18 protein-coding genes and 1 pseudogene are annotated in these 19,866 nt (G+C 64.5%); 9 read left to right on the top strand and 10 right to left on the bottom strand.

Annotated elements, in window-relative coordinates:
* Positions 1-53: 53 nt before the first annotated feature.
* On the bottom strand, positions 54-953 hold the full coding sequence (locus tag ACNJYB_RS24310; protein WP_439368909.1) for a hypothetical protein: 900 nt from the start codon (positions 951-953) through the stop codon (positions 54-56).
* 248 nt (positions 954-1,201) lie between these two features.
* Between ACNJYB_RS24310 and yidD the strand changes: the two genes are divergently transcribed.
* Entirely contained in the window at positions 1,202-1,540 is a 339-nt protein-coding gene (yidD, locus tag ACNJYB_RS24315) for a membrane protein insertion efficiency factor YidD (RefSeq protein WP_439368911.1), read from the top strand.
* A 71-nt stretch (positions 1,541-1,611) separates the two neighbouring features.
* Positions 1,612-1,812, top strand: a complete 201-nt coding sequence (locus tag ACNJYB_RS24320) for a hypothetical protein (protein ID WP_439368914.1) — start codon at positions 1,612-1,614, stop codon at positions 1,810-1,812.
* Here the strand turns inward: ACNJYB_RS24320 and ACNJYB_RS24325 are convergent, their stop codons facing one another.
* Both ACNJYB_RS24325 and ACNJYB_RS24330 read right to left on the bottom strand, forming a co-directional pair.
* Positions 1,813-3,021, bottom strand: coding sequence for a hypothetical protein (locus tag ACNJYB_RS24325; protein WP_439368916.1), 1,209 nt, complete (start codon positions 3,019-3,021; stop codon positions 1,813-1,815).
* A 3-nt stretch (positions 3,022-3,024) separates the two neighbouring features.
* The gene (locus ACNJYB_RS24330; protein ID WP_439368918.1) at positions 3,025-4,392 is read right to left on the bottom strand and encodes an APC family permease; all 1,368 of its coding nucleotides are present in this window, start codon (positions 4,390-4,392) and stop codon (positions 3,025-3,027) included.
* A 320-nt stretch (positions 4,393-4,712) separates the two neighbouring features.
* Between ACNJYB_RS24330 and ACNJYB_RS24335 the strand changes: the two genes are divergently transcribed.
* Entirely contained in the window at positions 4,713-6,017 is a 1,305-nt protein-coding gene (locus tag ACNJYB_RS24335) for an alpha/beta hydrolase (RefSeq protein WP_439368921.1), read from the top strand.
* A 237-nt stretch (positions 6,018-6,254) separates the two neighbouring features.
* On the opposite strand, the gene ACNJYB_RS24340 is transcribed toward ACNJYB_RS24335, so the two are convergent.
* Both ACNJYB_RS24340 and ACNJYB_RS24345 read right to left on the bottom strand, forming a co-directional pair.
* Positions 6,255-6,632 carry a hypothetical protein gene (locus ACNJYB_RS24340; RefSeq protein WP_439368922.1) on the bottom strand — a complete coding sequence of 126 codons (378 nt, stop codon included), beginning with the start codon at positions 6,630-6,632 and terminating at the stop codon, positions 6,255-6,257.
* A 92-nt stretch (positions 6,633-6,724) separates the two neighbouring features.
* Entirely contained in the window at positions 6,725-7,900 is a 1,176-nt protein-coding gene (locus tag ACNJYB_RS24345; protein WP_439368924.1) for an MFS transporter, read from the bottom strand.
* A 185-nt stretch (positions 7,901-8,085) separates the two neighbouring features.
* Here ACNJYB_RS24345 and thrS point away from each other — a divergent pair, with 185 nt between their 5' ends.
* The 3 genes from thrS (at position 8,086) to ACNJYB_RS24360 (ending at position 12,242) form a co-directional block, all read left to right on the top strand.
* Positions 8,086-10,128 (top strand): threonine--tRNA ligase, encoded by a 2,043-nt coding sequence (thrS, locus tag ACNJYB_RS24350; RefSeq protein ID WP_439368926.1) that lies wholly within the window; start codon positions 8,086-8,088, stop codon positions 10,126-10,128.
* 93 nt (positions 10,129-10,221) lie between these two features.
* Positions 10,222-10,785 (top strand): nitroreductase family protein, encoded by a 564-nt coding sequence (locus ACNJYB_RS24355; RefSeq protein ID WP_439368928.1) that lies wholly within the window; start codon positions 10,222-10,224, stop codon positions 10,783-10,785.
* A gap of 188 nt (positions 10,786-10,973) precedes the next feature.
* A complete protein-coding gene (locus ACNJYB_RS24360) occupies positions 10,974-12,242 on the top strand; it encodes a serine hydrolase domain-containing protein (protein WP_439368931.1) in 1,269 nt (422 codons plus the stop codon).
* 643 nt (positions 12,243-12,885) lie between these two features.
* On the opposite strand, the gene ACNJYB_RS24365 is transcribed toward ACNJYB_RS24360, so the two are convergent.
* The 3 genes from ACNJYB_RS24365 to ACNJYB_RS24375 all read right to left on the bottom strand — a co-directional run bounded on the left by ACNJYB_RS24365 (position 12,886) and on the right by ACNJYB_RS24375 (position 14,947).
* A complete protein-coding gene (locus ACNJYB_RS24365) occupies positions 12,886-13,080 on the bottom strand; it encodes a hypothetical protein (RefSeq protein WP_439368933.1) in 195 nt (64 codons plus the stop codon).
* A gap of 232 nt (positions 13,081-13,312) precedes the next feature.
* The gene (locus ACNJYB_RS24370; protein WP_439368935.1) at positions 13,313-13,801 is read right to left on the bottom strand and encodes an aldo/keto reductase; all 489 of its coding nucleotides are present in this window, start codon (positions 13,799-13,801) and stop codon (positions 13,313-13,315) included.
* Between the two features lie 72 nt (positions 13,802-13,873).
* A complete protein-coding gene (locus tag ACNJYB_RS24375) occupies positions 13,874-14,947 on the bottom strand; it encodes a hypothetical protein (protein ID WP_439368937.1) in 1,074 nt (357 codons plus the stop codon).
* 245 nt (positions 14,948-15,192) lie between these two features.
* Here ACNJYB_RS24375 and ACNJYB_RS24380 point away from each other — a divergent pair, with 245 nt between their 5' ends.
* Complete coding sequence (locus tag ACNJYB_RS24380; RefSeq protein WP_439368939.1) at positions 15,193-16,245, top strand: patatin-like phospholipase family protein; 1,053 nt, start codon at positions 15,193-15,195, stop codon at positions 16,243-16,245.
* 20 nt (positions 16,246-16,265) lie between these two features.
* Here ACNJYB_RS24380 and ACNJYB_RS24385 read toward each other — a convergent pair.
* Positions 16,266-16,692, bottom strand: a pseudogene (locus ACNJYB_RS24385) (CBS domain-containing protein).
* A gap of 187 nt (positions 16,693-16,879) precedes the next feature.
* Positions 16,880-17,701 (bottom strand): rhomboid family intramembrane serine protease, encoded by an 822-nt coding sequence (locus ACNJYB_RS24390; protein WP_439368940.1) that lies wholly within the window; start codon positions 17,699-17,701, stop codon positions 16,880-16,882.
* A gap of 451 nt (positions 17,702-18,152) precedes the next feature.
* Between ACNJYB_RS24390 and ACNJYB_RS24395 the strand changes: the two genes are divergently transcribed.
* Both ACNJYB_RS24395 and ACNJYB_RS24400 read left to right on the top strand, forming a co-directional pair.
* On the top strand, positions 18,153-18,707 hold the full coding sequence (locus tag ACNJYB_RS24395) for a PAS domain-containing protein (RefSeq protein WP_439368942.1): 555 nt from the start codon (positions 18,153-18,155) through the stop codon (positions 18,705-18,707).
* 178 nt (positions 18,708-18,885) lie between these two features.
* Positions 18,886-19,704, top strand: coding sequence for a Crp/Fnr family transcriptional regulator (locus tag ACNJYB_RS24400; RefSeq protein WP_439375636.1), 819 nt, complete (start codon positions 18,886-18,888; stop codon positions 19,702-19,704).
* The last annotated feature ends 162 nt before the right edge of the window (positions 19,705-19,866 follow it).

Raw genomic sequence — 19,866 nt, forward strand, 5'->3', positions numbered from 1 at the left:
GCACCGTAGTTGGCGCCTCGCGCGCCCCGGAATGACTGCCAGGATTTAAGAGTTTACTTCTGCGCCGCGGTCGCCGGCGTCGCCACACCGCCCGTGGGCGCCAAGGCTTCCGCCGTCTTGGTCGACCTGGCCGGCTGCTCCGGTTCCGTACCGAACCTCGCCTGCGTCTTGGGTGCGAGTTCCGCCATCGCCGGCGCCGTGACGTCCACGTGCGGCAGCACGTCGGCGACGAGATCCGTCGTCACGAGATTGGTGAGCTTGAGCTCGCCGGCATTGAGCTCATGCAGATCTTCCCAGGGCGGCACGCTGAGCGCGAGCGACAGCAGGTCGCCGGCGCCGCCCATATCGAAGGTGTATTTGGCGAGGCGGCCAATGTCGCGTTCCACGATCATCAGGTCCTGCGCACTGTAGCTCGCCGCCTTGGCATCGTCGGCGCGGTCGCCCATCCAGATCTGGTGGACGCGGACATGCGCCGCTTCCGGCACGTAGCGCTTCTTGCCGGCCAGCAGCAGGAACGCGCACATGGATTCGCAATAGGCCTCGGGCGCGACCGCCGGACGGGCCGATTGCCCGCCGCGGTTCGGAAGGCTGACTCCGACCGTCGTCAAAAGCCCGAGATTGCGGAAGCGTCGGCCGAGCGTGATCGCGTCGTTGACGGAGCCCCCGCTGGAATCGAGTACCACGGTGGCACCGCCGAGCTGGCGTCCGCGCGCGAATTCCTCAAATTCCTTAGGGGTGTCCGCGGTGATGATACCGACCGCGCTGACCCAGCCGCGGCAGTTCGGCTCGCAAGCGATCCAGCTGAATTTCATCGGCAGCTTGCGCTCTTCGAGCGCTGCGCCGGCTCGGGCCGACGACCCGAACGTCGCGATGGCGCCGGCCAGCGCAACTCCACAGACGGCGGTTCCCACCAACAACCAGCCGCGAAGATCAAGGGAGTTCAGAAGTTTCAATCTGGTTCCTTCCCCAAAGCCCCAAGGTCGCCAAACAATCCCCGGCAGCGCCCTCTGAGTCGATCATACAGGCGTATGTTTCTACACACGGGCGTCATAAAAATGGTATCCGGGCGAATACAGATCGTCCACAGATACTTGCTGCACTGCTCCCAGAAAGCAGGCAAAATATGGCGCGCGCACAACACCTTACAGTTCCCTGCTTAGGAACAGCGCAACACATCGCTCAACCACGCGGCAACGCGCCCATGAAGCATTCAACCTGCGAGCATTGTTCCGTTCCCGTCGAGGGCATGCTTCGCGTTCCGCGAAGATTCGCCCGCGGGCTGATCTGGCTCTATCGCCACACGCTCTCGCCCCTGGTCGGATACAATTGCCGGCATCTGCCGACCTGCTCCGTTTATGGCGATGAGGCGATCGAGCGCTTCGGGCTCTGGGCCGGGGGGTGGATGACGCTCGCGCGCCTGCTCCGCTGCAATCCGTACGGCACGTCTGGAATCGACAATGTGCCGCTCGTCGCACCGCAAAACGCGCGCTGGTATCTGCCTTGGCGATACGCCCGCTGGCGCGGCGTCAACGCGCCCTAGACCGGCGGCCCTGTCGGAACAGGAACTTCCCGCATCGCGTTGTTGTGATGCTCCCACGGGGAGGAAACAACATGCGCTGGAAAATCAGCCCTCATCACTTCAGGTCTGGCCCTGGTCCCAGGAAGCCTCACGATCCCAGAACCCTCGATATGCTCGCCATCATCGCCCTGCTGGTGCTCGCGGCCGGCTCCGGCTGGTATCTGGCGACGAGTCTTGCAACGCCCCCCAGTTCGACGGCCTTCATCGTGCCGAGCCAGAGCGTGCACTGGTAGTTAGCGGAACCAGAAGAAACGTCCCGGCGGCGGGATCGGCTCGGGCGGGCGCGGTCGCTTCGGGCGCGGCGGTCGTGGGGGCTCGGCGGACGAAGCGGTCTCAGCCACTGGCGCGCTCTCGCTTCCCGGCACCTTCACCGCCAGCAGCAGATTGGATTCATGCATGCGCCAGCGATAGCCGACCCCGAAATCGATCGGCTGGGCGCGCGTGAACAGTTCGGCGTAGCGCTCCTGGTAGCGTCCGGGGAATTCGTCGATAGGCCCGAGATAGCGCCCGAACGGGAAGAAACGCCATTGCCGTGCATTGTAGTTGGCAAGCGGAATCCCGGAATCGTCCTGGACCATGGTGGCACTGTTGGCGAGCAGCCAGTCGCGGACGACCGTGAAGTTGCCGGAGTGCAAGAGATAGGACGCGCTCTTGAGCAGACTGTTGCCGGGGCCGAGCGTCTCGCAGAACTTCAGGAAGCCGGTTGCGCGTGCGCCGGAATTCGAAAGGTCGGTCGAGAAGTAATACAGCGTGCGCACCTCGCCGTCGCTGCCAGCGAAGGTGATGCGGACACCGCGCGTCGCGTTCGGTCCCGGATTGTCGTTCCCCGCATTCATCCCGCCCTTGTTGTCGAGCGCGACCATCTCGACGTTGCGGATGGTCTTGCCGGAGCGGGCGAGGAAAACATAGAGGATCGGCAAGGTGCCGCTGACCTGGTTGGTGTGCAGGTCGACCTTCATCTGCTTGGTGATGAAGAAGGAGAAGCTCAGGATCGAGCCGAGCGAGCGCTCAACATTGTAGAGCGCCGCGCCGACCGAACCTCGCCCCAGCTTCGTCAAGTCGGGCACGGCGCCGACCGGCTCCAATGCGCCGAGCACGTAGGTGCTGGCCTTGGAATAGAAGGCATCGGCGTAGAGGAAGTCCGGGCCGCTGAACATGTAGAACATGGTCGGCCGCGGCGCGGCCAGATTGACGTCGGCCCAGGCGCGGATCTTCGAGATTTGCCGCTGCTCGAGCTGGGCGAAGGCGCCGTCGAAGAATTTTGCGTGATGCTGCCAGTTTGGGTCCCTGGTCAGCGGCACCAGCGGCGAATCCGCCGAAGGCTGCATACCCGCCAGGAAGCGCGCGGTATCGTCGAAGGTGACGTCGGCGGCACGCGCGGACGAGACGGCCGCGGCCAGGATGGCAAGAGCGACGGCCGCAATTCTCATGGGTCGAATCATTGTCTATCCGCGGTGTGATGAATGGCCAGCGGCGACCGGCCGCCTGCGGAAAACTGCATAGATCAACAGGCCCGAGAGCATGACGAGCATCCCCGAGAGCGACTGCACGGGCCGCTCGGTCAGGAGGTAGTACATCATGAACGCGGTCACGAGCAGGAAAACGAGCGGCGTGAACGGGTACCCCCAGGCGCGATACGGCCTGGGCACATCGGGATCGGTAATGCGCAGCTTGATGACGCCGGCGACCGTGAAGAACGAGCAGAACAACAGCGCGAACTGGATGAAGTCGAGCACGGCCTCGAAGCTGCGCGTGAACAGCAACAGGGTCGCGACCGCGAGCTGGAACAGGATCGCATAGGCCGGTGCACCGCTGACCGATCGCTTCGAGAACACGCGCAAGGCGGGAATGTCCTCCCCCATCGTCATCATCACGCGTGGTCCGATCCACATCATCGCGCTGATCGAGGAGATCAGGCCGACGCAGATCATGGCGCCGACGATCCGGCCGCCAAGGCTGCCGAAGATGGCGGTGCCGGCGACGCTGGCGACGTCGAGCTGACCAGCGAGCGCACTGACCGGCGTCGAGTAGAGAAACACCGCATTCAGCGCGACGTAAAGCGCGAGCACGCTGAGCGTGCCCGCGAGCAGCGCGCGCGGAAGGCTTTGTTGCGGCGTTTTCATCTCGCCGATGATGTAGGTCGCGGCATTCCACCCGGAGAAAGAATACATCACGAAGACGAGCCCGATCGCGAAAGGCGCGCTGACGATGTGGGCGATGTCGCCCGGCTGCGGCGTGAAGGCGATCGGCTGCGGCGCCCCGATGATGAAGCCGGCGACCAGGAAGGCGACGATCAGCACGACCTTCAGGATGGTCGAGATCAGCTGGAAGGTCGATGAATGCCTGACGCCGGTCAGCTGCACGATCGAGACCAGCCATACCACGCCGATGGCGAGCGGGATCGGCGGCAGATCGGGAATGACCGATTTGGCGTATTCGCCGAAGGCCATCGCGGCGAGCGCGACGGGCGCTGCAAAGCCCACCGTCGCCGAGACCCAGCCGGCGAGAAAGCCGAAGGCGGGATGATAGGCGCGGCCGAGGAAATTATACTCGCCGCTCGAGCGCGGAAACATCGCGCCCAACTCGCTGTAGGCGAACACCCCGCATAGCGCGACGATGCCGCCAACGGTCCACAGCAGGAGAATCGAGAAGCCGGAAGGGATGTCCTTGACCTGGAAGCCGAGGCTGGTGAAGACGCCGACCCCGATCATGTCGGCGACGACGATGGCGGTTGCGACCAGAGCGGAAACCCCGGGCCCGCTCCCGGTCAGCCGGCCAGTCCAGGGCGCGGTACCCGCATCTGATGCCGTCATCGGGGATCCTTTACCTCAGGCGTCACGCCTCGTGGGAAGCATCGTGCAGTTTGGTCAGTCAATTCAAGCAGGGTTAACAAGGGCTAAATGAGGCAAAGAAAATCGGTATTTTCGCACCGCCATGCATGGTCGTGGGCAATAAACCGGTGCAAACACCGGAATATCCCGTTTCCCATCCCCACAATCACGACACGATTGCATGGTCCTTTCGAGTGTTCCGGACGTGGGGAAGTTTCTCCGGATGCTTAACGTCGCCTAAACGCCCCTCGGCTCAATTGTCTAGAGATTGCCGATGGACGTGACTTTGGGGTCTTGGGTGAATGGTCGGGGCCGTTCCGAACATGAGAGCTGACATTCGTGCCCACCGGACCTCGTCCGGTCGGCACGGTCGTGCGCTCCGGGTCGGCCTGATCTCAGCCTTGGTGCCACTGTCGCTCGCGCTGGTTCAATGCGGCAATGGGCCCAATCCGGCGGCTCTCGCGGCAAACTCGAAGGCCAATGGCCAGGTGGTCGCCAAGACCAATACTCAACAAGTTGCCAGCGCCGACACATTCGAGGATCGCTTCCCCGCCCCGCAGTTCAGGGAGCGCTTCCCGTCGGCGAGCGAGAGCTTCCTGCAACGGCAGATGTCGGACTTCTCGCCCAAGCGCGCTGTGCAACAGCAGCCGGAGCAGGCGCCCTACAAGGTCGCCTCGCTCGCGCCGCAAGTCCCCTACCAGCGTCCGCCGCGCGACGACCTGACGACCCTCGTCAGCATGAAGTCGTCGGCCTTCCCTTATTTCGGTAACAACCCCGCCTCCGACGCGCCGTTCCTCAACATCTCCAAGGGCGACCGCCGCGGCCATCGCAGCTATTCCGGGCGCGTCTACTGGCAGGACGAGACCTACAGCGACAGCCGCGTCCTGGTGCACGTGCCCGAGCATTTCGACGTGCGCAAGCCGGGCGTGATCGTCGTATTCTTCCACGGCAATGGCGCGACGCTGGAGCGCGACGTACGTGATCGGCAGCTGGTGCCGAGGCAGATCACCGATTCCGGCGCCAATGCCATCCTGCTTGCACCGCAGATGGCGGTCGATGCCGCCGATTCCAGCGCCGGCAAGTTCTGGCAGCCCGGCGGCTTCAAGCGCTTCATGGAGGAATCGGCGAGCCATCTCGCCCGCCTCACCGGTGATCCCGACAGCGCGCGCGCCTTCGCCAATATGCCGATCGTCATCGTCGGCTATAGCGGCGGCTTCCTGCCGACGGCCTGGAGCTTAGAGGTCGGCGGCATCAGCGACCGCGTCCGCGGCGTGGTGCTGCTCGACGCCATCTATGGCGAGATGGACAAGTTCGCGTCCTGGATCGAAAGCCACCGCTCCGGCTTCTTCGTCAGCTCCTACACCCGTTACACCGCGCGGCGTGACCGCGAGCTGATGAGCATGCTCAGGCAGAAGGGCATCAGCGTCTCCGAGGACATGGACGGCCCCTTGCGCCCCGGCAGCGCGGTGTTCGTCGAGACCGGCGAGGGCATCAGTCATCGCGATTACGTGACCCGCGCCTGGACGCGGGATCCGCTCAAGGACGTGCTGGTGAAGATGTCGGCGACGCCGGCGCTGGCGCTGACGCGCGTTGCGTCAAGCCGTTAGCATATTGCGCCAGCCGGTATTTGCCCGCGCTTGCCGGCAATCGTCTCACCAGCTGATCGAAAAGCGATGTTGATGGGCTTTCGTCCCCGGGAGCCCGTTCCACACGGTTCACGGGAACGGGTGCGGCGTCCTCTATGTGATGGACGGCAAGACGCGCGGCGGCAATTCCGCGTTCGCCTTCATCGGCACCTGCACAGGCGAAGGCGACAGCATGAAGGTCAAGATCTCGACCTGAAGTTAGGTCTTGGGGAGCTTCGGAATGCTTTCGGCGAAGCCGTTGAAGCAGGCCAGCCGCTCGTCCTCTTCTTTGAAGAACCGGCAATCGGCGTAACCCTTGGCCTTCGCCGGCTTCGGCTTTGGCGCCGGCGGGATCACGGCGTCGTAGCAGTTGAGACGGTCCTTGGTACCATCATCGATCTCGAGGCAGGCCTGAAGCCGCGCCGCGACCGATTGCGGGTTGCCCTTCGGCGCGGGCGCGGCGGTTGCGGCCGTCGCCTTGGCCCCTTTCGACTTGACCTGCACCAGCGGCTTGTCCCCGATCATCGGTGGCTTGTCGGCTTGTGCGAACGCGGAGGTGGAATAGAGCACCGCAGCAACCGCCAGAATCATCCTCATCTCAGTCAACTCTCTTTGGTCCTCATGACCGGCCTTCTAGCGCTCTGACGCGCCATTTGCCAAGCACCTTGCGCGCACGAAAACGCGGGATTTCAGGCCGTCGCTGCCGCCGCCGGCCGGGGCCGGGTCAGGATCACCAGGACCAGCGCCAGCAGGACGAAGCCGACCGCCACGAACCCGATCGTGTGCAGGAGCTCGCGGGCGAACAGCAGTCCGCCGGTGGCGGACCCGACGGCCTGGCCGATATAGAGGACGGAGGTGTTGAGCGCGACGGTCGCCGGTGCCAGCGGCGGCGCGGCCGCGACCAGCCGCACCTGCTGCATCGAATTGGTCGAGGCAAAGCCCAGGCCCCAGGTCGCGACTGCGATCGCCATCAACGCGATGGTGCCCGCACCCAACGCCCAGGTGGTGATGCCCGCAAGCACGAGGCAGGTGAAGAGCAGCGAGGTCCGGTAAGGGCCCCAGGTGTCGACGATGCGTGTCGCAATGGCGACGCCAAGGAAGCCGCAGACGCCATAGATGGCGAATACCATGCCGACCGTATCGGGGCTCGCCCCGGTCAGCTTATTCAGCAGCGGGCCCATGAAGGTGAACACCGCAAACTGTCCGGACATTTGCAGCATGGTGATCGCCAGCAATAGCAAGATCGCCCTGCTGCGGCCGACCGCGCTCCAGGTCTTCAGATCCACCGGCGTGCCCCTCAAGCCTGCCGGCAGGCGCAACAGCAGCAACAGGAAGCCGATACAGCCGAGCGCGCCGATCCCAGCATAGGCGGCGCGCCAGCCATAGCGGCTGGCGATCAAGGTGATCAGCGGCAGAGCGACGGCGGCCGCCAGCGACCAACCGAGGAAGATATAGGCGATCGTGCTGCCGCGCCGCTCCGCCGGCACGATCAGCGCCGCCGTGCCCGCCGCCTGCGGCGTATAGAGCGCGCCGACCGCAAGCATGACCAGCCGGATGACAAGGAGGCTCGCATAGTCGGGCGCAAACGCCGAGGCGAGATTGCCGAGCGCGAGCACCGCCAGCGTCGTGGTGAGCAGCGTCCGCCGCTCGATGCGGCTGGTCAGCCACGCCGTCAGCGGCGAACCGATGCACAGCGTCACCGCGCCGAAGGTGATCAGCAGGCCGGCCGCGTGGATGCTGATCCCAAGCCCCGCCGACAATTCCGGCAGCATGCCAGCCGGCGCCAGCACCGAGCAGCCGGTGACGAGATTGCCAAGCATCAGGGCGGTTGGCGCGAAACGGCCGGCGGCGGGGGCTTTTTCCATGCAAATGCATGTAGCGGCGGCGTGTGACGAGTTAAAGGGCACAACGCCAAATAGTTGGAGCTGCGCCCGGATTTTGCGCGTCAGCTTCTTGGAAATGCCGGATTGCACAGGCCGAATCGCCTGTTATATCGCTCGTTCCCGCTTACCTGCGCTCGTTCGCAGGAGTGAGCCCCAGGAGAAAAGCAATGTCCGACCAGCCCAAATCCGAGTCCGGCTTTCAATACAGCCTGTCCAACCTGAAGCCCGTGACCCCCGCTCCCAAAGTCACGCTCACCTTCCCCGACGGCGCCCAGCGCCAGTTCGACAAGGGCATCACCGGTCTCGATATTGCCAAGGGCATCTCGCCGTCGCTGGCCAAGCGCACGGTTGCGATGGCGCTCGACGGCGCGCTCGCCGACCTCAACGATCCCATCGAGGCCGACGCCAGGATCGAGCTCGTCAATCGCGACGACCCGCGCGCGATCGAATTGATCCGCCACGATTGCGCGCACGTGCTGGCCGAAGCTGTGCAGACGCTGTGGCCGGGCACCCAGGTCACCATCGGTCCGGTGATCGAGAACGGCTTCTACTACGACTTCTTCCGCAACGAGCCGTTCACGCCGGAAGACTTTGCCGCCATCGAGAAGAAGATGCGCGAGATCATCGCGCGCGACAAACCCTTCACCAAGGAAGTGTGGGATCGCGAGAAGACCAAGCAGGTGTTCCGCGACAAGGGCGAGGCGTTCAAGGTCGAGCTGGTCGACGCCATTCCCGGCAACGAGCCGATCAAGATCTATTACCAGGGCGACTGGTTCGATCTCTGCCGCGGCCCGCACATGACCTCGACCGGCAAGGTCGGCAATGCCTTCAAGCTGATGAAAGTAGCCGGCGCCTATTGGCGCGGCGACAGCAACAACCCGATGCTGACGCGCATCTACGGCACGGCCTTCGCCAGGCAGGAGGACCTCGACGCCTATCTGAAGCAGATCGAGGAGGCCGAGAAGCGCGACCATCGCAAGCTCGGGCGCGAGCTCGACCTCTTCCACTTCCAGGAGGAAGGTCCGGGCGTCGTGTTCTGGCATCCGAAGGGCTGGACCATCTTCCAGCAGCTGATCGCCTATATGCGCCGGCGCCTGACCGGCGACTACAGCGAGGTCAACGCGCCGCAGATCCTCGACAAGGTGCTGTGGGAGACCTCGGGCCATTGGGGCTGGTACCGCGAGAACATGTTCGCGGCGCAGTCGGCCGGCGACGAGGCCGAGGACAAGCGCTGGTTCGCGCTGAAGCCGATGAACTGCCCCGGCCATGTCCAGATCTTCAAGCACGGCCTGAAGAGCTACCGCGACCTGCCGCTGCGCCTCGCCGAATTCGGCGTGGTGCATCGCTATGAGCCCTCCGGCGCCATGCACGGCCTGATGCGCGTGCGCGGCTTCACCCAGGATGACGCGCACATCTTCTGCACCGAGGACCAGCTCGCCGAGGAGTGCCTGAAGATCAACGACCTGATCCTGTCGACCTATGCGGATTTCGGCTTTACCGGCGATCTCACGGTGAAGCTGTCGACCCGCCCCGACAAGCGCGTCGGGACCGATGCGATGTGGGATCACGCGGAGCGGGTGATGGCGACGGTGCTGCGCGAAATCCAGTCGCAGAACAATCACATCAAGACGGAGATCAATCCGGGCGAAGGCGCCTTCTACGGGCCGAAGTTCGAATATGTGTTGCGCGACGCCATCGGCCGCGACTGGCAGTGCGGCACCACGCAGGTCGACTTCAACCTGCCGGAGCGGTTCGGTGCGTTCTACATCGACCATGACGGCGGCAAGAAGCCGCCTGTCATGGTGCATCGCGCGATCTGCGGCTCGATGGAGCGCTATATCGGCATCCTGATCGAGCACTATGCCGGCAACTTCCCGCTCTGGCTCTCGCCGGTGCAGGCGGTGGTCACGACCATCACCTCGGAAGGCGACGAATACGCCAAGCAGGTGCTGGAGCAGGCACGGCGCGCCGGACTTCGGGTCGAGATCGATCTGCGCAACGAGAAGATCAACTACAAGGTCCGCGAGCACTCGCTGGCCAAGATCCCGGCCCTGCTCGTGGTCGGCAAGAAGGAGGCCGAGACGCATTCGGTCTCCGTCCGCCGCCTCGGCAGCGACGGCCAGAAGGTGATGACGACCGCCGAGGCGATCGCCGCCCTGGTCGACGAGGCGACTCCGCCCGATGTGAAGCGGGCTCGCGGCGCGCTCTGATCCCTGAAATCGATCTAAACTCGCTTCCGGTTGCCGGCGTGCATGCTTATCTCGGTATTGCACGCCCGACGACCAGCCGAAGAGGACCATCCCGTGCCCGACGCCATCGAACTCCTGAAGACCCGCCGCTCGGTCAAACCGCGCGAGATGACCGGCCCCGGCCCGTCCGCGGCCGAGCTCGAGACGATCCTCACCATCGGCGCGCGCGTGCCCGATCACGGCAAGCTCGCGCCCTGGCGCTTCATCATCTTTGAAGGCGATGCCCGCCAGCGCGCCGGCGAGGTGATCGCGAAGGTGTTTGCCCGGAAGAATCCCGGCGCGCCCACGGCCGACGTCGAGACCGAGCGCAAGCGCCTGATGGATGCGCCGCTGGTGATCGGCATCGTCAGCTTTACCAAGCCGCATCCGAAGGTGCCGCCGTTCGAGCAGGAATTGTCGGCGGGCGCCAGCGCCATGAACATCGTCACGGCCGCGACCGCGCTCGGCTATGGCGCCTGCTGGTTGACCGGCTGGTTCGCGTTCGATCGCGACGTGCTCGACGGCCTCGGCCTCAAGCCGGACGAAAAGCTCGCAGGCTTCGTCCATATCGGCACGCCCAGCAAGCCCAGCGAGGACCGTCCGCGCCCCGCGCTGTCCGATATCGTGACCAGATTCTAGGCCCGAAAGCTTGCGCCTCCGATTCCTCGCGGGCGTTCGTGCCATGTGGTCGGGTGCTCGCAGGCCGACCGAGCTCGGCGAACCGTCCGCGACCGTTCTTTTCGGAAATCGTGACGCGATTTTAATCGATGGCTTGTTGACGCCTTCGGCATCTTGCGGCTTTGATCCCGGCCGCGGAGGAAGCCCGGATGAAGCGTCGTGAATTTCTGGTCGGAGCCGCACTGCTCGCCGGCACGATGGGGCGCAGCCGCGCCGTGGACATCCCTACCCCGTCGCCCGACGGCCTCGAGCGCATCACCGCCTATTTCGACAACGAGGTCACGAGCGGCCGGCTGCCGGGCGCCGTGATCCTCGTGCAGCAGCACGGCAAGCCGGTCTACCTCAAGACCTTCGGCGTGCGCGACACCAGGACGGGCCTTGCCATGACGCCGGACACGATCTTCGCCATCCACTCGATGACCAAGCCGATCACGTGCCTCGGCGCGATGATGCTGATCGACGAGGGCAAGCTCGCGCTCACCGATCCCGCGTCGAAATACGTCCCGCTCTTTGCCGACACCAAGGTCGGCATCGAGATCACTAATCCGGACGGCAGACTGGAACTCGACCTCGTGACGCCGGTCCGCCCCGTCAACATCGAGGATCTGCTGCGGCACACCTCGGGCATCAGCTATGACTATATCGGCGGCAAATGGGTCGAGCAGGCGTACAAGGCCGCCAACATCTTCGAGGGCCAATTCAACAACAGGGAATTCGCCGATCGTATCGCAAAGCTGCCGCTGGCGCGGCAGCCGGGAACGCTGTGGCGCTATGGCCATTCCACCGACGTGCTCGGCGCCATCATCGAGATCATCTCGGGCCAGACGCTGTACGATTTCCTCAAGCAGCGCATCTTCGATCCGCTCGGGATGAGCAGCACCAAATTCGCGCTGGCGACGGAAGACGAGCTGGCGCGAATGGCGCGGCCGCTGCCGAACGATTTCATCCTGCTCGCCGGTGAGCGCGACCGGCTCGATCATCCGGAATGGCAGTCCGGCGGCGGCGGCCTGCTCTCGACCATCACCGACTATCAGCGCTTCTCGCAGATGCTGCTCAATGGCGGCGAGTTCGAGGGCAAGCGCTATCTGAGCCCGGCCGCCTTCAAGGCGATGACAACCGATCACGTCGGGCCGGGCTCCGGTGTGGGGCGCGACTATTTCTATTTTCCCGGCGACGGGTTCGGCTATGGCTACGGCCTTGCCGTACGCACCGATCCCGGCAACGCCAAACCGCCGCCGGCGGGATCGATTGGCGAGTTGAAATGGGACAGTGGCAGCGGCACCTATTTCGGCGTCGATCCCAAGCTCGACATGGTCTACCTCATGATGCAGCAGACCCAGAACGAGCGCAGCCGCATCACGCCCGCCTTCAAGGCGCTGGTCTACGACTGCTTCCCCGAGGCGCTACGCCGCCCGTGAGGCGCGCCGGCCGAACTCGGCCAGCAATGTTGCGATCTGCGCCCCCGGCCGCGCCGCCGGGCGCGGGTTCCATAATTGCGCTTATGACTGTTTCAAGTCAGGTGTTGGTTAGTAGCCGCTAGAGACTATGGCGGTTTGGCTTTCCGTGTGTGCGAACACTGGCGGCCACATCGCACCAAGACAATGCTGACCGGGGTAATCGGTCCTGGCTTTCGCCAGGACAACGTGGGAGAGGTCTTGCGCGCCTGATTCAACACCGTCATTGCGAGCGCAGCCAAGCAATCCAGAATCTTTTCGCGGATACATTTCCGGATTGCTTCGCTGCGCTCGCAATGACGGAGTGTGAGCAAGAGCGCCGTTCTTTCAATTCGCATCTCGTTCGCAGACACGCTCTCTCGTTTTCTGGGCTTGTTCGCCCGAGCTCTCCCTCCCTGCAAACCCGTTCGCGCCAACGCCATCTGCGTCCACCGCCGCCCGGCCCGCGTTCGTGACGATTGCGATACGCCCCTCTTCCTCGGGCCGCAGTGCGCGCACTATCCGTCATTTCCGAAGTTCGGCAAAGTAGAATATCTCGCAGTGATGGATTGGCCGACGGTTTGGGTGTTTTGCCCCACAGGCAACGCAAGGTGTTGTAGCCGCGCGGCTAGTCTTCGCTGGGCGCCGCGAAGCGGTTGCGCAAATTGGCTTGCGACAGCAGGAAAAACAACGCGCGCTCGCCTTGATATTTGGCGGCCGGCCGGCTGCGCTCGAAACCGTCGGCAAAGATCTTGCCGGACTGGTCGCACACCTGCCACCGCCAGCCGAACCGTTTGCGCCTGGTAAGGATCACTTCGAACATGCCGACGGGCTTGGTCCCTGCTCCTCCGGTCTCGCAGGCAACCAACCTGCCCCGGCGTCCCCATTGGACGGATGCCCGACATATAACGCAGCAGGATGGAAAGAGAATAAATTTGATTATGGGAATTAGTATCTTCCACCGGCCGCGACGACGCGCGACGTCCGCGGAATAAGTCGACGCTATCGGTGTTGAAGGGCCTTGCGACGACGCTTGATAGCGCTCGCACGCGTATTCAAGCCGGAAGACACGACGTGAAGCCCGGTAAGCAAACGCTCACCAGGGCCCACATCAGCATCTGTAACTGGCCAACCCGCGCCCGGAAGATGGGCGGGATAGCGGTCACGCTGCACGCCACCTTGGCCAGCACCGCTGGAATCGCAGCGAGATCGGCCTTGGACAACGTTACCACCGACGCGCCGAGATTCTCCTCGAGCCGGTTCAGCTTGGTGGTGCCGGGAATCGGCACGATCCACGGCTTCTGCGCCGACACCCAGGCCAATGCGATCTGCGCCGGCTTCGCCTGCTTCGCCGTCTCAATCTCGCCGAGCAGCTCGACCAGCGTCTGCTGGCCTTTCGTGCGCCGGATGAGAAGCGGGGTAAGATGTTGCGAACCGCAGTCGGCGTTGATCGGCTCGTGATGTCTCGTCCTCGTCATTGCGAGCGCAGCGAAGCAATCCCAGAGTGCCTCCGCGGATTCTGCAATGCTTCGCTGCGCTCGCAATGACGATGTGGGGTGATCCGACGCTGCATCGATCAGAGCGACTCGCGGAGAGTCTCCCCCTCACCCGGAAGACTACCGCGCCACCACTTCCACTTCGCCGTCGACGCCGTTGACGACGTTGAAGCCGCGCTCGTAGACCTTGCCCTCGTTCTTGGCGATGGCGCGGTATTCACCTTCGGACAGCACGACGCGCGGGAAGGCGCCGATCGATTCCTTGATGACGTCGCCGCCGGGGGTCAGCACCGACCAGGCGGTGTTGGCGAGCGCCTCGCCGCCCCGGTCGCTGACGAGCTTGAGCGTGATGACGGCGGCGCGGTGGGTGATGGTAACGTCGGTGAGCTTGCCGGCCTGGACGCGGATATCCGAGCGCACCACCGAATTGGCATCGCCATAGTTGGAGACGATGTAGTAGGTGCCTTCCGGGATCAACACGACGTCGCCGGCGGCGACGTTGGGCACCAGCGAGGCGCGCTCACCGGATTCGAACTGGCTGCCCTTGTAGATCGCGAACGAGATCTGGTTCTGCGGAATGCGGCTGGTGCCGACGCGGCCCTCGATGCGCAGGCCGCCGGCCGGCAGCACGAAGGATTCGCGATCGGTCTCGGCCTTGAGGCTGACGGTGCGTACCGCGCTGACGAGGCCGAAGGCGACGTGGACGACGTAGTTGCCGGGCGGCAGCACGATGTTGGGCGTGGCGCTGCGGTCCTCACGGATCAGCTTGAAGGTGCCGTTCTCGTCGGGACGGTCGGCAAACACCCGCCACACCAGGCCGCTGGTGATCGGAGCGGAATCCTTGCCGTATCTCGCCGTCAGCGACAGCACACCCTGGCCGGGCACGGCCGCATTGAGCGGCGCTGCCGGTGGCACCGTCGTGACGGCGGGCGGCGGCATGCTGGGGGTCACCGGCTGAATCAGGGTGGGCGGCAGACTCGGCGGGCCGGCACCCGGGCCGGAAGGGGGCGCCAGGCTGACGGCTCCGCCGGGATCTGGCACCGAGGCCGGGGGCACCGGCGGCGGGCGATCGGAGAAAAGCTGCGCTTGCGCAACGTTTTGGCCTGATGCGACGAGGCAGGCGGCAAGGGTCAGCGCCGGCAGCAGCCTGCCGCTGCGCCGCCATCCGATGATGCCGTCACCCCCGCGTGTCATGTTCCCTGGTTTTCACCGAAAACGCGGCAAATTCAAGCCTCGGATATCCCAGGAAATACGGCCCCGATGCGATCTATGGAACCCGCTGACGGCTGCGTGATTAGACTTGAGGCAACCGTCCCTCGCCATACTCCTGCCCAGTGCCCTCCCCAAAGCGGCATAAACCATGCTTCGTGCCTGATATGGCGGAGCGCAATTGGGGTGCCTAGTCTGACGGCGGGCTGTCCCAGCGTAGGAGAGTTTTAGTGCTGGAGATCTTGAAGGGCCGCGGCTCGAACGGCTCCAACGGCGAGAAGGCCGGCGAAAAAGTCGGCGAGAAGGTCGGCTTGGGCAGCATCCGTCGGCCAGTCATTGGCCTCGCGCTCGGCGGCGGCGCGGCGCGCGGCTTTGCCCATATCGGGATCCTGAGGACCCTGATTGCCAACGGCATCGTGCCCGACGTCGTGGTCGGTACCTCGATCGGCGCCGTGGTCGGCGGCCTCCATGCGGCCGGTCGACTCGATACGTTCGAGGAGTGGGGGCGCAGCCTGCAGGGCATGCGCAACATCCTGGGCTATCTCGACATCCGCCTCAACGGCTCCGGCCTGATCGGCGGCGAGAAGCTCGCAACCCGGCTCGAGACAGCGATCGGCCAGACCCTGATCGAGGACCTGCCCGTCAAGTTCGCCGCCGTCGCGACCGAGGTCCGCACCGGCCACGAGATCTGGCTGACGCGCGGCCGCATGGTCGACGCGATGCGGGCGTCCTACGCCCTGCCCGGCATCTTCTCACCGGTCCTGATCGGCGACCGCTGGCTGGTCGACGGCACGCTGGTCAATCCGGTGCCGGTCTCGGCGGCTCGCGCGCTCGGCGCCGAAATCGTCATCGCCGCAAATCTTTCCAGCGACATCTTCACCCATTCCACGACGATCCATGCGCATGGCGCTGGGCCTGCCCCGGTCGCTTCCGAGGCCGAAGCGACGCCGGCCAAGCGGCGCTTTCCGCGCCTGTTCTCGCCCGAGAAGACCATGAAGCGCGAGTTCTTCGGCGGCGGCGGACGACCCGGCATCTCCTCGGTGATGGTCGATGCGTTCAACATCATGCAGGACCGCATCACCCGCGCGCGCCTTGCCGGCGATCCGCCCGATATGCTGATCACGCCGCGGGTCGGCCATTTCGGCTGGTTCGACTTCCACCGCGGCGAGGATCTGATCGCGCACGGAACGCGCGCCGCCGAGCGCGCGCTGGAGTCGATCCAGGAGGCGATCGATGTGCTCGCGCCGGCGCCCGCCGGTCACGCGCCCAAAGCGGACGAGTAAAGCGGACCGCGTGAGGCCCGTCAGGCCGTCTTGATGTAGTCGCGCAGGGCTTCCTGCTCCGCCTCGTATTCGCGGACACGCCATTTGACGATGTCGCCGATCGAGATCAGCCCGACCACCTTGCCTGTCGATGACGGGCAGATGGCGGAACTTGCCTGTCGTCATCCTCTCCATCAGTTCGGCGACGGTGTCGGTCTCCTTGCAGGTGACGACCTTGCGGGTCATGACCTCCGAGACCGGCTCTTCCAGCACGCCGGCGCCGCGCTCGCCGAGCACGCGCACGATGTCGCGCTCGGACAGGATGCCTTCCAGCCGGCTCTGGTTCATCACCAGCACGGCGCCGATCTTCTTCTCGCCGAGCAGCTTGATGGCGGCCGACAGCTTGGCGTCGGGCTCGACGCTCATGATCTGGTGGCCCTTGGTGTTGAGAATGGAACGTACCGTCATTGTCGCCTCCCTGAATCGGAGCCGTCCGCCTTTGGCGGTTCGGACTTGTTCGCGAGTCTTCAACTAACAGTTTTGGCGCGGTTTCACGCTCGCGCACTTGTCGAAGCGTTGCCTCCAGGGGCTTGTCGCTTCGGAACATTCTTCACGCGAATGATGGATGAATTCGGGCCGGGCCGCAAGCACAGCTTCAAATGCGGTCCGAAACGTCCTGCGATGACGCATCCGCAGCATCGCTTCGCACGCGCGGCACGGGATCGAACAGCGCGAACAGCAACAGGCCGGCGAAGAACCCGCCGATATGTGCCTGCCAGGCAACGCTCGTGGTCTCCGCATCGATGCCGATTGCGCCGACGCCGAAGATGATGTTGACGCCGAACCACACTGCGAGGAAGCCGACCACCCGCCCGTCGCGCAGCGCACGCGACAGCGGCAGCGCGGGAACCTTTGCGGCGGTATCGGCGTCCGAACGGCTGAAGGACAGGAAGCTGCCACGGGCGAAGGCAAAGCGGATCGCGGCTGCCATCGCGCCCGACACCGAGGCCGAGGCGCCGATCATCGGCGCCACCGCATGCTCGTGGGTGAGGAGATGGGCGAGCGCGCCGGCCGCTGCCGTCACCGCCATGAAGACGAAGAACCTGATCGCGCCGAAGCGCCGCGCCAGCGCGCTGCCGAACGGCAGCAGCCACAGCACGTTGAAGCCGAGATGGGTCAGGTTGGCATGCAGCAGCGAATAGGTGACGAAGCTCCAGATCTTGGCGCCGGCGCCGCCGGGGATCTGCAGGTTGAGCAGCGAGGAATCGTAACGCTTCGGGATGAAGCCGAAGACGTCGATGGTCCAGTTCTCGAACTCCGGCGGCAGCAGCACCCGCAGATGGATCAGCGCCAGCACCGCGATATAGGCGGTCAGCGCCACCGGCAGCGTCAGGATCGGCTCGCGCGGAGCCTCCTCATGGACGGCCGGGCCCGGTTGAGAACCTTGCGGCGTCGAATCTTGCGGCGGGGAATCCAAGGCAGCTTCGCTTTCAGGCGCGATCGGAGCGACAGGCTTGGAGATAGTCGCCTTTGCCGGCCTTGCGCAAGTGCACAAAGGGAAAAGGCAGGGCCTTGGAAAGCCCTGCCTGTCCGTGTCGGCCTTCCGACGCCTGAGGGAATGAAGTTGTATCCCCACCCCTCCCCGGCCCGTGGCCAAACTGTTTGACGCCCTGTGTACAGGCCGCGCCGAGAACCTGGAGAAAAGCGGCGAGGCTTGCGACCGCGGTCACCATAGCAGGGCCGCGCGAGGCGCAAAGCGCGTAGTTAATTTAACGTTAACGACGCAAAGACCAGGTTAACAGCCGTGAAAACGCCCCTGCGGCATGGACGCTGCAAATCCCCTCCTGCACAACAACAGAAGGGATCGCGGGTGCACTGAAGCGGGACAGATCTGTCCCGCGAGGTTGCGCCCCGGGTTAGCGTCAGCCATGAAACATCCGTCGAGCCGCGCATTTTTCGCGTATTGGGACACGAAGCGCGGTACTGCACGGGCCCCTGACCGGGCCGACATCGATCCGGCCGCGGTTCGCGGCCTGCTCGGCGATATCTTCGTGCTCTCCTGCGAGCCCAATCTCGGCTTCCCCTTCCGCGTTGCCGGTACCCGCGTCTGTGCGCTGGCCGGGATCGACCTCAAGGACCAGAGCTTTGCGGCGCTGTTCACGCCAGCAAGCCGCAGCGAGATCGAGGACATCACGACCATCGTCTCCGACGAGACGCTTGGTGCGATCGCCGGCGTCACCGCCACGCGCGAGGACGGCAGCAAGGCGCATCTCGAGCTCCTGCTGCTGCCCTTCAACGCGCGCCCGCATACGCCAGTGAGCGTCACTGGCGTGCTCGCGCCTTTCGACGAGGAATGCGGTGCGCTTTCAGCCTTCACCCTCACCTCCTGGCGCTACCTGCACCAGCCGGAGAAGCTGCTGCCGCGCGCGATCCGCAAGCTGCAGATCGCACGCGGGCTGATGGTGTATGAGGGGCTGCGCTAGCAGCGGCGCTCGCGTCAGGCGCGCAAGACTTGCAAATGGCTGGCCCGATCTTCAAGGGTTTGAACACGATGAGGCACACTCGCGTGCCAGCTTGCCAATGCGTCAGAGGAACCTTAGTTTTTAAGTCGAGTTTATTTCGTTTGCCATGGCAAGCGGCAGCGCAGCGCGATCAGTGAAGATGCGTCTGCCGGGCGTCCGTCCAGGGACCATTCCCGTGATGGAGCACGTGACCAGAGTTGGAAATCGGTTGTTAGCTGCGTTGCCGCCAGCCGATTTCGCGTTGCTTGCTCCTCATCTGCGAAAAGTGGAGCTCCAGCACGACGCAGTCCTGGTTCGGTCAGGCGACAAGATCGACCATCTCTCCTTTCCCTGCAGCGGCGCGATCGCTCTCATCATGGAGTTGCCGAACGGACAGACCGCGGCAACTGCCGTGATCGGCAACGACGGGGCGGTTGGAATCATGACGGCGCTCGGCCCGATCCGATCACCCATGACTGCGGTCGTCCGCGTGGCCGGGACGGCGCTGCAGATCTCGCCCGCACGATTTCACCATGCGCTCGAGCGAAGTCCGGCCATTGCAAGTTCGGTTCAGCTTCTCACCCGGACACTGCTGACGCAATTCCAGCACGTCGCAGCCTGCAATGCTCTGCATTCGGTCGAGGCGCGCCTCGCCCGCTGGCTGCTGCACATCCACGACCGGACGGATGGTGGTGACATCCTGCCCCTGACACAGGAGACGCTGTCGGAATTGCTCGGCGTCCGCCGCACCACGGTCACGCACGTGGTGAGCGCTTTGCGCTCATCCCGGGCAATCAAGTCCAACCGGCGCGGCCAGCTGGAGATCGACAGGCACCGCCTCGAGATCATCGCCTGTGAGTGCTACAAGGTGATGAGCCGCAGGATCGATCGGATCGTTTCGCAGGATGCGCCAAGGGTCCTTCAGGCCGCGCCGGCGCGGATTGGCTGCCTCCCCCCGTTCGCCAAGACCGACTCGTAGACCCACGCCTCTCTGGCAAACCATTCGTGCGTCGCGGCGCACATCCTGCAATAGGTGCGCGAAAAAAACACCGCGCTGCACCGAAACCTCTCGCCATCCATCTCGATGCCCGTCGGAATGGCGTTGCCCGTTTCCGGGCACTTGATCATGACCATACCCATC

It is taken from the genome of Bradyrhizobium sp. SMVTL-02, from assembly GCF_051853005.1.
Classification (GTDB): Bacteria; Pseudomonadota; Alphaproteobacteria; order Rhizobiales; family Xanthobacteraceae; genus Bradyrhizobium.

Bases quoted from the DNA above. Each gene is read 5' to 3' on its own strand.
- yidD (WP_439368911.1), top strand. From the start codon at position 1,202: ATGAAGCATTCAACCTGCGAGCATTGTTCCGTTCCCGTCGAGGGCATG.
- ACNJYB_RS24320 (WP_439368914.1), top strand. From the start codon at position 1,612: ATGCGCTGGAAAATCAGCCCTCATCACTTCAGGTCTGGCCCTGGTCCC.
- ACNJYB_RS24325 (WP_439368916.1), bottom strand. From the start codon at position 3,021: ATGATTCGACCCATGAGAATTGCGGCCGTCGCTCTTGCCATCCTGGCC.
- ACNJYB_RS24330 (WP_439368918.1), bottom strand. From the start codon at position 4,392: ATGACGGCATCAGATGCGGGTACCGCGCCCTGGACTGGCCGGCTGACC.
- ACNJYB_RS24335 (WP_439368921.1), top strand. From the start codon at position 4,713: ATGGTCGGGGCCGTTCCGAACATGAGAGCTGACATTCGTGCCCACCGG.
- ACNJYB_RS24340 (WP_439368922.1), bottom strand. From the start codon at position 6,632: ATGAGGATGATTCTGGCGGTTGCTGCGGTGCTCTATTCCACCTCCGCG.
- ACNJYB_RS24345 (WP_439368924.1), bottom strand. From the start codon at position 7,900: ATGGAAAAAGCCCCCGCCGCCGGCCGTTTCGCGCCAACCGCCCTGATG.
- thrS (WP_439368926.1), top strand. From the start codon at position 8,086: ATGTCCGACCAGCCCAAATCCGAGTCCGGCTTTCAATACAGCCTGTCC.
- ACNJYB_RS24360 (WP_439368931.1), top strand. From the start codon at position 10,974: ATGAAGCGTCGTGAATTTCTGGTCGGAGCCGCACTGCTCGCCGGCACG.
- ACNJYB_RS24365 (WP_439368933.1), bottom strand. From the start codon at position 13,080: ATGTTCGAAGTGATCCTTACCAGGCGCAAACGGTTCGGCTGGCGGTGG.
- ACNJYB_RS24375 (WP_439368937.1), bottom strand. From the start codon at position 14,947: ATGACACGCGGGGGTGACGGCATCATCGGATGGCGGCGCAGCGGCAGG.
- ACNJYB_RS24395 (WP_439368942.1), top strand. From the start codon at position 18,153: ATGAAACATCCGTCGAGCCGCGCATTTTTCGCGTATTGGGACACGAAG.
- ACNJYB_RS24400 (WP_439375636.1), top strand. From the start codon at position 18,886: ATGCGTCTGCCGGGCGTCCGTCCAGGGACCATTCCCGTGATGGAGCAC.